At 49.9% G+C, this 14719-nt stretch carries 10 protein-coding genes and 1 tRNA gene; 8 read left to right on the forward strand and 3 right to left on the reverse strand.

The features are described 5' to 3' along the window. The first annotated feature begins 32 nt into the window (after positions 1–32). From tsf to NDA01_RS06990, 7 genes are all read left to right on the forward strand, one after another. On the forward strand, positions 33–692 hold the full coding sequence (gene tsf, locus NDA01_RS06960) for a translation elongation factor Ts (RefSeq protein ID WP_190551639.1): 660 nt from the start codon (positions 33–35) through the stop codon (positions 690–692). Positions 693–829: 137 nt separating this feature from the next. Beyond that, positions 830–1786, forward strand: coding sequence for a hypothetical protein (locus NDA01_RS06965; protein ID WP_348227373.1), 957 nt, complete (start codon positions 830–832; stop codon positions 1784–1786). Positions 1787–1823: 37 nt separating this feature from the next. Continuing rightward, positions 1824–4382: an ATP-dependent DNA helicase RecG gene (gene recG / locus NDA01_RS06970; RefSeq protein WP_348227374.1), complete on the forward strand. Its 2559-nt coding sequence runs from the start codon at positions 1824–1826 to the stop codon at positions 4380–4382. 83 nt (positions 4383–4465) lie between these two features. Continuing rightward, entirely contained in the window at positions 4466–5179 is a 714-nt protein-coding gene (locus tag NDA01_RS06975) for a DUF305 domain-containing protein (protein WP_348227375.1), read from the forward strand. A 136-nt stretch (positions 5180–5315) separates the two neighbouring features. Then, the gene (locus NDA01_RS06980) at positions 5316–8390 is read left to right on the forward strand and encodes an ATP-binding protein (RefSeq protein WP_348227376.1); all 3075 of its coding nucleotides are present in this window, start codon (positions 5316–5318) and stop codon (positions 8388–8390) included. Positions 8391–8944: 554 nt separating this feature from the next. Continuing rightward, on the forward strand, positions 8945–9250 hold the full coding sequence (locus NDA01_RS06985; protein ID WP_190436535.1) for a WGxxGxxG family protein: 306 nt from the start codon (positions 8945–8947) through the stop codon (positions 9248–9250). A gap of 202 nt (positions 9251–9452) precedes the next feature. Beyond that, positions 9453–9737, forward strand: a complete 285-nt coding sequence (locus NDA01_RS06990; RefSeq protein ID WP_190436538.1) for a WGxxGxxG family protein — start codon at positions 9453–9455, stop codon at positions 9735–9737. Between the two features lie 100 nt (positions 9738–9837). On the opposite strand, the gene glpK is transcribed toward NDA01_RS06990, so the two are convergent. The 3 genes from glpK to NDA01_RS07005 form a co-directional block, all read right to left on the reverse strand. Beyond that, positions 9838–11343, reverse strand: coding sequence for a glycerol kinase GlpK (gene glpK / locus NDA01_RS06995; RefSeq protein WP_348227377.1), 1506 nt, complete (start codon positions 11341–11343; stop codon positions 9838–9840). Between the two features lie 106 nt (positions 11344–11449). Further along, entirely contained in the window at positions 11450–13753 is a 2304-nt protein-coding gene (locus tag NDA01_RS07000) for a sensor histidine kinase (protein WP_348227378.1), read from the reverse strand. A 137-nt stretch (positions 13754–13890) separates the two neighbouring features. Further along, a tRNA-Val gene (locus tag NDA01_RS07005) sits at positions 13891–13962 on the reverse strand. A 118-nt stretch (positions 13963–14080) separates the two neighbouring features. Here NDA01_RS07005 and NDA01_RS07010 point away from each other — a divergent pair. Then, positions 14081–14707, forward strand: a complete 627-nt coding sequence (locus NDA01_RS07010) for a metal-binding protein (protein ID WP_190436547.1) — start codon at positions 14081–14083, stop codon at positions 14705–14707. Positions 14708–14719: the final 12 nt, after the last annotated feature.

A 14719-nucleotide genomic window follows, 5' to 3' on the forward strand; every position in this document is an offset into this window, starting at 1 on the left:
CTCAATCGAGTTGAAGTAGGAATCAAGGCAAAATGGCGGACATCTCTGCACAAAGCGTGAAAGAGCTGCGCGAAAAAACTGGCGCAGGCATGATGGACTGTAAAAAAGCCCTTACCGAGAATGGTGGGGACATCACCAAAGCGACCGAGTGGCTGCGGCAAAAAGGTCTCGCTTCTGCTGGCAAAAAAGAAGGGCGAGTTGCAGCGGAAGGTTTGGTTGGTCAGTATATCCACACGGGCGGCCGCGTTGGAGTTCTGGTAGAAGTAAACTGCGAAACTGACTTCGTAGCTCGCGGCGAAACGTTTCAGACCCTGGTTCGCAACGTAGCTATGCAGATTGCGGCTTGCCCTAACGTTGAGTACGTCAAGGTGAGCGACATTCCCACAGACATCGCGGAGAAGGAAAAAGCGATCGAAATGGGTCGCGATGACTTAGCTGGCAAACCAGACAACATCAAGGAAAAAATCGTTCAAGGTCGTATTGACAAGCGCCTGAAAGAAATGACTTTGATGGATCAGCCTTACATTCGTGACCAAAACATCACGGTGGAAGAGTTGGTGAAGCAAACTATTGCTCAGACTGGTGAAAACATCCAAGTTCGTCGCTTCGTCCGATTCGTTCTAGGCGAAGGCATTGAAAAGCAAGAAAACAATTTTGCTGATGAAGTTGCAGCGATGACTGGGACTAAGTAAAAGTTTTAGCTTGCAGCTTTTGACATCCACAAGGATCGACTGAAGCGTAGTTTGGATAGTAATGTGAAGACAGGTCAAGCTCACCACTCTGACCTGTCTTTCTTCTATTTGGCGGCTTCTTAACCATAGGCAGAAGAATGGTTAGATCAGTTGAACAAATTGAACGCGATATTGCTGCATTAGAGCAAATGCTAGCAGGTACGGCTGATGAGTTTTACAGCGTTGATTCTGGCTATTTAGCAGCGTTGGGACAGGCGGTTAAACAGCAGCTAATTTTGGCAAGCTATCATTTGTGTACTCAAGGGTATCCCCAGCAGTTTTTGCGCTTGTCCTTTAACCAAAGACATCAATTACAGCAGTCTTTGAAGCAACTGGCTAAGCAAGCCCAAGAAACTTTATTGGAGCAACTACGGCGCGTTGGCGAGACCCAACCTGAGCAGAAGTCTAGCGATAAACCAGCCGAGCCTGAGGAGTTCTCTCCCGCTTCGCTGGATGTAGCGTTGACAGAAACTGTCGAGAAACAGTGGCTTGCTGACGTGGCGGAACCCCCAACTGTGGAGCCGCAGCCGAAAGAATCAGAAGCTCCAGAACCCGAAACTCTAAAACCTAAAAGCCAAGATGCCGAGCCTCAATGCTTGACACCAGAACGGTTAGTCCGGTGGCGAGAAGGAGTAGAACGGGCGATCGCTCGAACTTTGAGCCAAGTTTCGAAAGAGGCAAATCATCTATTTCAGCAAGTAGACATCTTGCCAAAAGAGCTGCCAGAAGTTTTACTAGAAGCGGCTTCTAAAGCAGAAGAGGCGGCAGACTCAGTAGCGAGTACACCAAACTTGCTGAATTTGTTGGTGGAGACTGTGGATGAAAATCGGCCTGAAGCAATGCCATCAGGACTTTCTATCACTCATATTGTGGCTATTCATTTGCGTCTGGCAGAAATTGAGTTTACGGATAGCACCGTAGCGGTGTGGCGACAGAAACTACGGAATTTATCCGGGCGGTTGCAATCTCTCGGCAAGGAATACCAAAAGAAGCAACGAGAACGAGCGATCGCAGAAGCTGAATCTGCTTGGCGTGCCAGTTGGTTTGAGGATTAAATCGAGATCCGCTGTCCTAACTTAATCCAGGATTTGTATGGAGGATGCAATTGAGCAATTGGCTTTGCCCCAACCTGAAATAGTGACCCCAACCTCCACAGCGGCAATTCCATCTTCCTCGCCGCCTGATTGGGTGCGGCTGCAAAAAGCCTTGGCCGTGGAAGCAGAGCATGGCTTCAATGATTTGGTGGGCAAACAGTCTCGCTTCAGTGAATTTCTCGCTCAAAGCTTGCAGCAGGCTCCAGAAATTTTGCCGAGTCGCGATCGCAGTCGTTGGCAGGAGATGGCGGGCCAATTTACTAATTACTCCGATTTGAGTTTTGCCCAGCGGCAGCATTTAGTGGCTGATACGCGGCGATTTCTTTATCAAGTGCGGCAAACCTGTGAGCGGACGAACCAAAGTAGTGGCGCTGAAAACGGGCTGGCAGCGTCAGAACCGAAGCCAAAACCTCCTAAAACTGCACCACTAGCCGAGTCACAGCGAGCCATTTCTCCCGATGAACCCCTCACTTATCTATCTGGAATTGGCCCCAAGAATGCGGAACGGCTAGCCAAACTAGGACTTTATACGGTTCGCGATCTGCTGTTTTATTACCCTCGTGACCACATTGACTACGCGCGGCAGGTCCAGATTCGTGACTTGGAGGCTGGGGAAACGGTGACATTGGTGGGCACAGTCAAGCGCTGTACCTGCTTCAATAGCCCTCGCAATGCCAAATTAACCATTTTTGAATTAGTGGTGCGCGATCGCAGTGGGCAAATTAAGCTGAGCCGCTTCTTCGCAGGGAACCGATATCGTAATCGAGGCTGGCAAGAGCAACAGAAACGGCTCTATCCCCCTGGCGCTGTGGTTGCGGCTTCTGGCTTGGTCAAGCAAAGCAAGTACGGCATGACCTTAGAAGATCCAGAGATTGAAGTGCTGGATCACTCGGGGAGCAGCATTGAGTCGGTCACGGTGGGGCGAGTGGTGCCGATCTATTCATTAACCGAGGGAGTCGGGGCAGATTTAGTTCGCAAAGCGGTGATTGCGGCGTTACCTGCCGCCGCTCGTCTGGATGATCCCTTACCGGAGCCATTACAGAAGCAGTATGAGCTAACTGGATTGGCAGAAGCGATCGCGCATATTCATTTCCCGCCCGATAGTGCTGCCTTAGATATGGCCCGTCGGCGTTTGGTGTTCGATGAGTTTTTCTATTTGCAGTTGGGGTTGCTGAAGCGTCGCCAGAGCCAGCGTCAAACTCAAGCCAGTGCCGTCCTCGCTTCCACAGGTCAATTGATTGATCAGTTGTATGAGTTGCTGCCGTTTCAACTCACGGGGGCTCAGCAACGGGTGATTAATGACATCCTCAACGACTTGCAGCAACCTGCCCCGATGAACCGACTGGTGCAAGGAGATGTGGGATCGGGGAAAACCGTGGTGGCAGTCGTGGCGGTTTTGGCAGCGATTCAGGCAGGCTACCAAGCAGCGCTGATGGCTCCGACTGAGGTGTTGGCAGAGCAGCATTACCGCAAGTTGGTGAGTTGGTTTAACTTGATGCACTTACCCGTCGAGTTGCTCACAGGCTCAACCAAAACGGCGAAGCGACGGCAAATCCACGCACAATTACAAACAGGCGAACTGCCTTTGTTGGTGGGTACCCATGCCTTGATTGAAGACCCAGTCACCTTTCAGCGCTTGGGCTTGGTGGTGATTGATGAGCAGCATCGCTTTGGGGTGCAACAAAGAGCTAGATTGCAACAAAAAGGTGTCAATGGCATCCCTCACGTCTTGACCATGACGGCAACCCCCATTCCCCGCACTTTAGCTCTGACGCTCCACGGTGATTTGGATGTGAGCCAGATTGATGAGTTGCCACCGGGACGAAAACCCATCCAGACAACGGCTCTGACCGCTAGCGATCGCACCCAAGCTTATGAGTTAATTCGTCGCCAAGTGGCTCAGGGTTGCCAGGTGTATGTGGTGCTGCCCTTGGTAGACGAGTCCGAGAAGTTGGACCTAAAGTCTGCGATTGAGGAACACCAACGGCTGCAAGAGCAGATTTTTCCAGAATTTCAGATTGGGTTGCTGCATGGCCGCATGACTTCGGCGGAGAAAGAGGAAGCGATTAATCAATTCCGCGACAATCAAACCCAAATTTTAGTTTCCACGACAGTGGTAGAGGTGGGTGTGGATGTCCCCAACGCTACGGTAATGCTGATTGAGCATGCCGAGCGCTTTGGTTTGTCGCAGTTGCACCAGTTGCGCGGGCGCGTGGGTCGAGGGGCAGACCAATCTTTTTGTTTGCTGATGAGTAGCTCCAAGGCAGAAACTGCGCGGCAACGCCTGAAAGTATTAGAACAATCGCAGGATGGCTTTTTTATCTCAGAAATGGATATGCGCTTCCGAGGTCCAGGAGAAGTCCTAGGAACTCGGCAATCTGGGTTACCTGACTTTGCTCTAGCCAGCTTAGTTGAAGATCAAGCGGTGCTGGAAGTGGCGCGGGAAGCCGCCGAGAAAGCGATCGCCAAAGATGCTACGCTCGATCGCTGGCCGCTAATGCAAGCAGAACTAGAATATCGCTATCAGCGGCTCATGGGTGGAGCCATCTTCACCTAAACTCCCCGATTGACACTCCAGTTGGCTAGAGCGTTGACAATCCTCTGTAAGACAATTATTGAGTTGCACTGGAACTAATATTTATGCAACCCCCTACTTTTAGAGCCAAACCTCCGGCTCGTCTACTCACGGCGATCGCCTTCACGGGCAGTCTTCTCATCAGCTGTGCTTCCACCTCCGAAACCCAAGCACCTACTCTAGGCGCCACTACGAGTTCAGCCGCCAATCCCTCGGCCAGCCCCCAAGCTCAGGGGATGAACCACGCGCACCCAGGCTCAAGTCATAATACTGCTCTCGATCTAGGCCCCTCTGAAGCTAATTATGATTTGCGTTTCATTGATGCCATGATTCCTCACCATCAAGGCGCGATCGCGATGGCTAAAGCAGCCCAACAGAAAGCGCAGCGGCCTGAGCTAAAGCAGCTTGCGGCAGCGATCATTCAAGCTCAAACTCAGGAAATTACGCAATTGCAGAAATGGCGGCAACAGTGGTATCCCGAATTTGACAGCACTCCGATGGCTTACGACGCAGAGAAGCGCAAGATGCTACCGATGTCTGCCCAGCAACAGGCAGCGATGATGATGCATCAGGACTTCAGTGCATCCGGGGGTGAATTTGATCAGCGGTTTCTCAGTGTCATGATGCCTCACCACGCAGGCGCGATCGCGATGGCTCAAGACGCTTTGCAGAAGTCACAACATCTAGAAATCAAGCAATTAGCTCAAAATATTCTTACGACTCAAAAAGCAGAGATTCAGAAAATGCAGCAATGGCAAGCCGCTTGGTCTCAACCCTAAGCAAATTGGCTGTAAAAACAAATGTAGTTGCGCTAGCTAAGAGCGATCGGTCCCACACTTTCTTGTTCAATCAGGGTATCTCTGTATGTATAGCGATTTATAGCGATTCAAAACAATTTGCAGGAAGTCGGTCACTGTGCGGCAGTTCCAATTTTTTTCCCTTCGCACCAAACTAATCTTGGCTTTTTTGGGAGTAGCGCTGATCCCGCTGCTGTTGCTGTCTTGGCTGAATAAACACACGGCTCAAGTTACCCTCACCAACACTGCCAACCAAGCTTTGTATGCCGCAGCCAGCCAAACTGCCTTAACCCTAGATGCTTTTATCACTGCCAACTTAGACGCAGTTCGAGTGGATGCGCAACTACCCGGTTTAGCTCAGTATCTGAGTCTCCCGCCAAAGGGACGCTCCAACAGTGAGGCTGAGGCCGAAGCTGCTGCCATCCTAAGTACCCTGACTCGCCGAGATTCGCTCAACATCCTGTCCTACACCTTGTTCGATCGCCAGGGCCGTAGTGTGTTGGCCACGAACTTGAAGGATATTGGCCGTAGTCAGGCTACCGATGACTACATTCGGCAACCTTTGCAAACTAAATTTCCTTATGCTTCACCGATCCGGGTCGGCAGGGATGGTTTTACCAGCCTTTATTTCAGCAGCCCAGTCCGTAATGCCCAAGGCACGATTGTGGGTGTACTAGCTGTTCGCTACAATGCCGCCGCCATTCAACAGCTAGTCGCCCAAAACAATGGTTTAGCAGGTGCTCAATCTTTTGCTGTTTTATTGGACGAAAATCATATTCGTCTGGCTCATGGGATTGCTGCCGAATTGATATTTAAGTCTGTGGTGCCGTTACCTGCCAACAAAGTGAAGGCTTTGATCGAGGCGGGACGATTGCCGCAGCGACCTCCATCTGAACTGGCTACTGACTTACCTGCGTTTGAGCAAGGACTGAATCAGATTACCTGCAAAGCAGTCAGAACCTGTCCACCCACATACTTCACTACGGCACTCACTGGGGTCAATCATCAGCTAAGTGCCGTTGCAGCGGCTAGGCTCAGAACCCAGCCTTGGTTCGTGATTTTCGCGCAACCTCAGCAAGTTTTTTTAGCTCCGATTTACGCTCAAGTTCGGGTAGCGCAGAGATTAGCAGTTTTGATTGCGATCGCCGTGATCATCATCGCGATCGCGATCGCCCAATGGCTTGCCCGACCTTTAGTCCACTTAGCGCAACGAGTTGCTCAGTTTACAGCGGGGCAGCTTAATGCGCGGGCTCATATCGTATCGCAGGACGAAATTGGCAGCTTAGCGACCAACTTTAATGCGATGGCGGAGCAAGTTGGCAAACTCTTCCAAGGGCTGGAGGAACGCACCCATGAGTTGGAAGCGAGTCAACATGTTACCTTCGCTGTGAGTGAGTTATCCAAAGCAATTGTTGATCCCGAATCACTTTTGCAAGAAGCCGTTACCTTGTTGCAGACTCGCTTCAATTTGTACCATGTGCAAATTTATTTATGGGAGCCAGCTACGCAACAACTTAGCCGCCAAGCGGGAGCCAGTGGAGCCGATATCTCTTGGCCTGCTCATCGAGAAATTAGCATCCGGTTAGATTGCCCTGATAGCTTAGTTGCCTGTGCCGCACGCACCCAGAGGTTAGCCGTTGCAGAGTCTAGGCGTATAAGTGAGGCGATCGCCCCTGATTTAACTGCCTTGCCAATGGGCACAGAAGCGGCTGTACCGCTAGTCGCACGAGGGCAACTGCTCGGCGTTCTCGACATTCAAGACGTTTACACCGATCACTTTAGTGCGATTGACCTAGACACCTTCAAAACCCTAGCGGGCCAAATTGCGATCGCCTTAGAAAATGCCCGCCTGTTTGAACAAATTCAAAAAACCGAGGAGCGCTTTCGGCGTATTTTTGAAGACGCTCCGATTGGCATGGCGATCGCCAGCTTGGAAGACGAACAGTTGGTTCAGGTGAACAAAGCCTTTTGCCGCATGTTGGTTTATGAGGCCGAGGCGTTAACTCAGCTCTCGTTTAAGGACATCACGCATCCAACCGACTTGAGTAAAGATTTACGCTTGTTCCAGCAAATGGTGACAGGGGCGATCGCCAGTTACCAGATTGAAAAACGCTACTTGAAACAAACTCAGGAAGTTGTTTGGGCCAACCTAACCGCCACCTTGATTCGGGACCAGCAAGGCGGTGCCAGCTACAGCCTCGGCATGATTGAGAACATTACCGAACGCAAACGAGCGGAAGCAGCGCTACGCCAGTCAGAAACGCAATATCGAGAAAAAGCTCAACAACTACAGGAAGCCCTACACGAACTACAGCAGACGCAAGCCCAACTCGTGCAAAGCGAGAAAATGTCCAGCTTGGGGCAACTAGTCGCTGGAGTGGCGCACGAAATTAACAACCCGATCAACTTCATCTATGGCAACCTAACCCACGCCAAGCAGTACCTCCAGGACTTGTTCAAGTTGCTGCACCTTTACCAAACCCACTATCCTCATCCTGCTCCTGCCATTCAAACCACAGCCCAAGAAATTGATCTGGAGTTTTTGGGAGAAGATTTCGAGCGAATTCTCGCTTCGATGCAAGTGGGCGCGGAACGAATTCGGCAGATCGTCCTCTCCTTAAGAAATTTCTCTCGATTGGATGAGGCGGAAATGAAGCCAGTAGACATCCATCAGGGGCTGGATAACACTCTGGTAATTTTGCAGAACCAACTGAAGCCTAGACCAGGCCATTTAGGCATCGAAGTGATTAAAGAATATGGTCACCTCCCTTTAGTTAACTGCTACGCAGGACAACTGAATCAGGTGTTTATGAACTTACTGACCAATGCGATCGACGCTCTGGAAGCGCGTTGCACCCATCAACCCTTGCAAGATGGCGTGGCTCTAGTTGATCAAGACGCTCTGGTTACACCTCCCAAGATTTGGATCAGCACTGCGGTAGTAAAGCCTAATCAAGTCATGATTCGGGTTGTGGATAATGGCCCAGGTATGACCGAGAGAACCCGACAGCGCCTCTTTGATCCCTTTTTTACAACTAAGGAGGTGGGGAAAGGGACAGGCTTAGGATTATCGATTAGCTACCAAATTGTAGAAAAACATCAAGGACAATTGCGTTGCCTTTCGGTACCTGGAGAGGGCGCAGAATTTATTGTGCAAATTCCTATACAACCAGCCCCTAAATTGAATTCTTAACTTTTGTCAAGAAAATGAGTTGATAGCTACTTAAAAATCACTTTTAGCGGCTTGTAAATGAGAAATTGCCATTAATATCTCTAATTTATCTCTAAGTAGCCTAAAAATTCTCAGCTAATTCTCAGTTAGTTTTCAGCTAGTTCTCAGCTAGTTCTGAATGGTAGTAAACGGATCTATTCAGCTCATGATACCTGCCAGTTGCAGATAGAAATTTAACGACAGGATTGGGCTAGGTTTATTACTAATAAACTCACCTATTTCGGAAACTGTTGCTGGGTCTATGATCCCCAATTTTTATTGAAATTTAAAGGGGTGCATAGAGGTATTTGGCGCTTGCGAGTCTTGCCTCTTATGACTGACCAGTGACGCAATTTCTATTTCTTGAGTGAGAGTTAAACGCACTAGCAGATTACAGCTAGAGAGCGATTCGCTATCGATTGGGAACCAGTAAATTGTTCAGTATCGGTGCCATCTAAACCGAAGAGTTTTTCAAAGCTTGAATTATTTCTTAAAGCATTCAACAGACATTAACAAAGAAAAAAGGAATTTTAACCATGAAATCTGCTGCTCTATCTAAATTTATCGGTGCTGGTGTACTCAGTCTTAGCCTTGCTGCACTACCTCTAACCTTGCCTGCTGGTGCGCAAACTGATGCTGGCACCTCCACCACTTCTGGTACAGATACTACTTCTACCTACAACAATACCGACACTGCTACTGAAGGCGATCGCGACTTTGACTGGGGTTGGTTGGGTCTGCTCGGTTTGGCTGGTTTGGCTGGTTTAGCTAAGAAGAGCCACGAAGAGCCTACTCGTTACCGCGAACCCGAAGAAGTCAGCCGCACTGGAACTCGCTACTAATCCATAGAGTTGTCGTAGTTAGCGTGTTATCTCTCCAAAGGCCAGGGGAGATCTGAAGTAAAACTCTCTTCTTCTCTGGTCTCTTCTCAGAACTTTGGTTTGCTTTTGCAACGCTAACTTCCACCCTAAGGTCATATTCAAGCATTTAATTGCTTAGCTGCATTGCATTCCTTCGCTAGAAATTTTTAGAGGATTTTTGACCATGAAACGGACTACTCTATCTAAGTTAGTTGGTGCTGGTGTGCTGGCTGCTAGCCTTGCTGTTGTGCCCCTGAGCCTCCCTAGCCACGCTCAGACTGACAACAACGCAAACAACAACCCCACTCTAGACACAACGCCTTTCCAAGAAACCAAAGATGACAACAACAATTTGGGTTGGTTGGGTTTGATTGGTTTGTTGGGTCTAGCTAATCTCTTCCGCAAGCCGAAAGAAAATGTCCGCTACCAAGAGCCCGATGTCGTTAGCCGCACTGGTTACAGAGAGTAAGCGATCGTTCTCTGCCTAGGATTTTTATTCGTGTAAATCTCCCTTCCCCCTCGTCATTTTCCGGTTGTATCGGATTAGGGCGAGGGATTTGTTATGAAGGCTACTCGGCCCAACTTTTTGCCCTAGACAATGCTTTTTGCCAGGTGGTGAAGTTTTCTAGCGCTGCTGTGGCGGCTTTCGGCTCAAAGACGCGATCGCTCTGGCGATTATTAACTAGGGCCGCGTAGTCTTGCCAAAAACCGGAGGCTAAGCCCGCAGCAAAGGCTACCCCTTGCACAGTCACATCCCGGACTACCGGACGCTCGACCGGAATCCCCAACACATCTGCCTGAAATTGCATGAGGAAGTTGTTGTCGCAGGCTCCCCCGTCTACCTTGAGCCGTTGTACCTTGGTACTACTACAAGCATCTACTGCTTGTACCACTTCTTTGACTTGGTAGGCGATCGCCTCTAAAACTGAACGCACCAGATGCTCTCGCTGGGCTCCTCCGGTAATGCCGAGAAAGGCACCACGAGCGCTCATATCCCAGTGCGGTGCCCCTAAGCCACTCAAGGCAGGCACAAAGTAAACGCCACCGTTATCGCTCACCTGAGCAGCCATTGCTTCCGTCTCTGCCGCATTCTGAATTAGCTTCAGCCCATCGCGCAACCACTGAATGCAGGCTCCGGTGGTAAACATGCTGCCTTCAAGGGCATAACCCACCTCCGGGGCTCCGGTTTCATCAGCCCGAGTCCAAGCCACGGTTGAAACCAATTGTCCTGGCGATCGGCGGATTTCCGCTCCTGTATGAGCGACGAGGAAGCAACCTGTACCGTACGTACATTTGATTAAACCTGCGCGATCGCAACCCTGCCCAAACAAAGCCGCTTGCTGATCGCCCAAGATGGCAGTGATGGGAATTTCAACTCCTAGTAACTGAGCATCTGTCACACCAAACAAACCTAAGCTAGGTCGTACTTCGGGTAAAAGATGGGCGGGAATGCCAAATATGTCGAGCAGCCGAGCGTCCCACTGGCGCGATCGCAGGTTGAACAGCATTGTGCGGCTGGCATTACTGTCATCTGTGGCATGCACCCGTCCCCCTGTGAGGTTCCACAACACCCAAGTATCAATCGTCCCTGCCAGCACATTGTCTAGGTCAATCTTGCCCGCCGTATGGTCTAGGAGCCATTTCAACTTGGTGGCGGAGAAGTACGCATCAATCACTAAGCCTGTGCGATCGTAAATTTCTGGGGCGTAACCCTGCTCCTGTAACTGATGACAAAAAGGGGCAGTTCGGCGATCTTGCCACACAATTGCAGGATGCAAAGGTTGTCCGGTGGTTTTATCCCACAGCAGACAAGTTTCTCGCTGCACGGTCAATCCGATCGCAGCAATCTCAGTGGCGGCAATGCCTGCTTGCTGTACTGCTGTTTGCATCACCCAACAGGTATCTTGCCAAATCTGTTGCGGATCATGCTCTAGCCATCCGGGCTGCGGGTAGTACTGGGTCAATTCTTTGTAAGCCTGCCCGACAATTTTGCCATCGTGGTTAAACAGAAAGGCTCGATTGCCCGTAGTGCCCAGATCTAGCGCCAGAATGTACTTTGCCGATGGATTGCTCATGAGTTGCTTACTGGTGTATCAATCAGCCTGCGATCGCTTGTTCTCATTATGTGTGGGAGACGCAGACTGTGAATGCAGCTCTTTGAATCTGCCCTTAAAGATGCCTTTAAATCTCTTGAGATTGAGTTTCGTGGGATTGAGATATTAGTGGCAGCACAACCGTAAATTTGGTACCGAGATCAGTCTTACTTTCTACTGTAATTTGACCACCCTGGATGTCTACACAGTTCTTGACGATCGATAAGCCTAGACCGACCCCAGGAATGTTAGTCGCATTTTTGGCGCGATGAAAGGCTTCAAAGAGATGCAACTGGTCGGCAGCAGGAATACCAATCCCTTGATCCTGCACGCTCAAAGTGACGCTGGCACCATCACAAGTAACCTCAAGCTCCACCTCGCTGCCCTGGGGTGAATATTTGATGGCGTTTGAGAGCAAATTAGTCAGGATGTACCGTAATAGCCTCTCGTCTAAACAGACCGACGGATGAAAGCTTTGATAGCGAAATCGGAAAGTATGAGAACTGAATGAGGCAACCTGCATGTCTTCTAGCAGATTGCGGCAAAACCGCTCTAGATCCATAGGAGCAGGGTTGGGTTGCAGCTCACTACTACTGGCTTGGCTCAGCAATAGCACTTCATCGAGTAGATGAGTGATATAACGACTAGCAGTTTGGATTTTCTCGAAATGTTGCTGTTTCTTCTCTTGAGTCATTTTGTGCTCGTAGTGCTGCACTAACTCCGTAGAGGAAACAATTACAGTCAGGGGGGTGCGAAACTCATGAGAAACTGTGGTGACAAAACGGGCGCGTAGCTCATTCAGCTCTCGCTCTCTAGCTAAAGCATGGCGAATCTCTTGCTCCGCCTGCTTCTGCTCTGTCACATCCTCAACGGTGCCTACATGCCCCAGGAGAATCCCAGTGTCAGCAAATAAGGGAGACGATCGCGCGTGAACCCAACGAGTCTCACCCTCTGGCATTTGCAGTCGATACTCATCTGCGTAACTCCCACCTTGTTGGATATGCTCAGCCCAAGCACTAAGCACACGATCGCGATCTTCAGGATGCACCCACTCCATCCAACTAGCTCCCCAGCTAACTTCGGTGCCATTCGCTGCGGTGCTCTTGGGGCTCAAAGCTTGCAACCGGGGATTCATGTAAGTTAAACCACCCGCCACATCTGCCAGGAAAATGCCGATAGGAGAACAAGCGCTTAAGGAGCGAAAAAGCTCCTCACTTTTGTGCAGCGCTACTTGAATTTGGCAACGGAGGCTAATTTCCTCCTCTAGCTCCTGAATTGTCTGTTTTAGTTCCTGAGTTCGTTCTTCGACTCGCAATTCTAAAGTTTGGCGGCTGAGTTCTAGCTCTTGGGTGTACTGCCCTACCTGACGGATCAAGCCATTGAAGGCCGTTGCCAGTCGTCCCACTTCATCGTCAGTTAGGGCTGGAGCTTGCAAGTCAAACCGTGATTCTTGAGCTGCTCGTTGCGCCACTTGGGTCACGGCTTCAATGGGACGAGCGATCGCTTGGCTAGTCCGCAGAGCCAGGACAACTGCGAGTACAACCGACAGCAACAAGCTCGTGTAAGTAATTAAACTGTGTAAGTCTTCTGCTCGATGCATGGCGATGTCTGCCTCCATCTCTCTGGCATGGACATCGTCCAGCAAGAGAGTCAAGTCGTCAGACAAACTATCTAGCTCTAGAGCCGCATCACTATTGGTAAATGCCAGCAATGATTGCTGAGCTGCTGAAACATTAGCTGTTTGTAAACGGCTGCGATCTATCTTTCGCAATACCTGATCTAGCTGCTCCGTATAGACTTCAATCGTGCTGTCATAGGTACGCAACCAAGCTTCTAACTCTACACTGGCCTGACTAAATCGAGCATGAGTGACAACCGCAGTCTGCACCTCTGCCCTTAACCCACGAATTTTCTGCACATGACCCAAAAAGTGCTTGTGCTCATGCTCAAACGCTGGAGGATTTTGGAGTAAGGGAATAAATTGTTGTTGGTGACTGCGAGCAGCTAGGACAGCCAAATTCAAGCTGCTCAATAGCCTCTCTTCCTGGTGAGCTGCTTCCCAGTTTCGCGTTGCGACTCTCGCATAGGCGTCTCCCAGAAGGTGGCCAAAAGTAGATCCAATCACTGCTACCCCAATCGCCAAAGCATGAGACCAACCAATTTTTTGGCGGATACTTTTCGCTCGACGCAACGACCAACGAGTGGGAAAGTCCAGTAGGCCAGCACCCTGTCGAGAATCATAGTCTGACAGCGGCTCAGAAGACACGCGGTGCTGTAGGGAAGACTTAGGAGGATGACTCATAGAAGCAGCGCTGTTAAAGTCCTGCCCTTGACTTAAAGGCAAATCAACGTAGATGGCTCTATGATGCTTGAATAAGTTGGAGGGAAGCATCCGCTATTTGCGCAGACTGTCTCAGTCGATTAGCACAGAACAGCAGGATCAACCAGATAAAATAATTTTCTCAGCTCGGAAATTATTTTGCGAATCGCGACATTTAATGTGCGAACGTACACGTACAAAAATAAAAATGGGCGATACAAGATTCGAACTTGTAACATCCTGCTTGTAAGGCAGGCGCTCTACCGTTGAGCTAATCGCCCGTGACCTGCACCCAATCGTTTGGGCACGAGAATTAAATATAGCAGACATTTTTGTTCTTGTTAATATTTTCTGAGACTAAATTTTCGGATTTTCTGGATTTCCTCGTACTTTACTTCCATGCCCTCTGGTCGAACCCACGATCGCATTACCCTGTGGAGCTTGCCATTAGTGGCAGGTCTGACCTATGGGCGAACTCAAAGTAGCAACCTCACCTTACTAGTGGCGGGTGGATTTTTGTTTGGGGGACTGATGTTTGGTCCTGACCTCGACATTTACTCGCGGCAATATCAACGCTGGGGATGGCTGCGATGGATATGGTTGCCCTATCGCAAAATGATGCGGCATCGTTCCTTTTGGTCTCATGGGCCTGTAGTCGGCACAGCGCTACGCCTGCTTTATTTGGCGACTTGGTTGAGTGCTTTGAGCTTAGTCGGAGTGGCGATCGCCCTTGCCCTCGGCTACCCCGTCCCCGACTGGCCTACTGCGACTGATTTGGCTCAACAGTCAGTTTTGCAGTACAGCCCCGAAGTGATGGCCCTGTGCTTGGGCCTAGAACTGGGGGCGCTGAGTCATTCCTGTAGCGATTGGCTGAGTTCTACTTACAAATCGACTCACAAACGCTACAAAACTCAGGGTTGGAAAGGACTGTTTTACTCCAAGCCTAAAAAGCGTCAACGAAAATCAGCTCCTCGCGCCAAACCGCAGTCTAGGATCATGCCTACGAAACCACAGCCTAGAAACTAGATTGATTAAGGT

It is taken from the genome of Trichocoleus desertorum AS-A10 (assembly GCF_039962155.1).
GTDB lineage: Bacteria > Cyanobacteriota > Cyanobacteriia > FACHB-46 > FACHB-46 > Trichocoleus.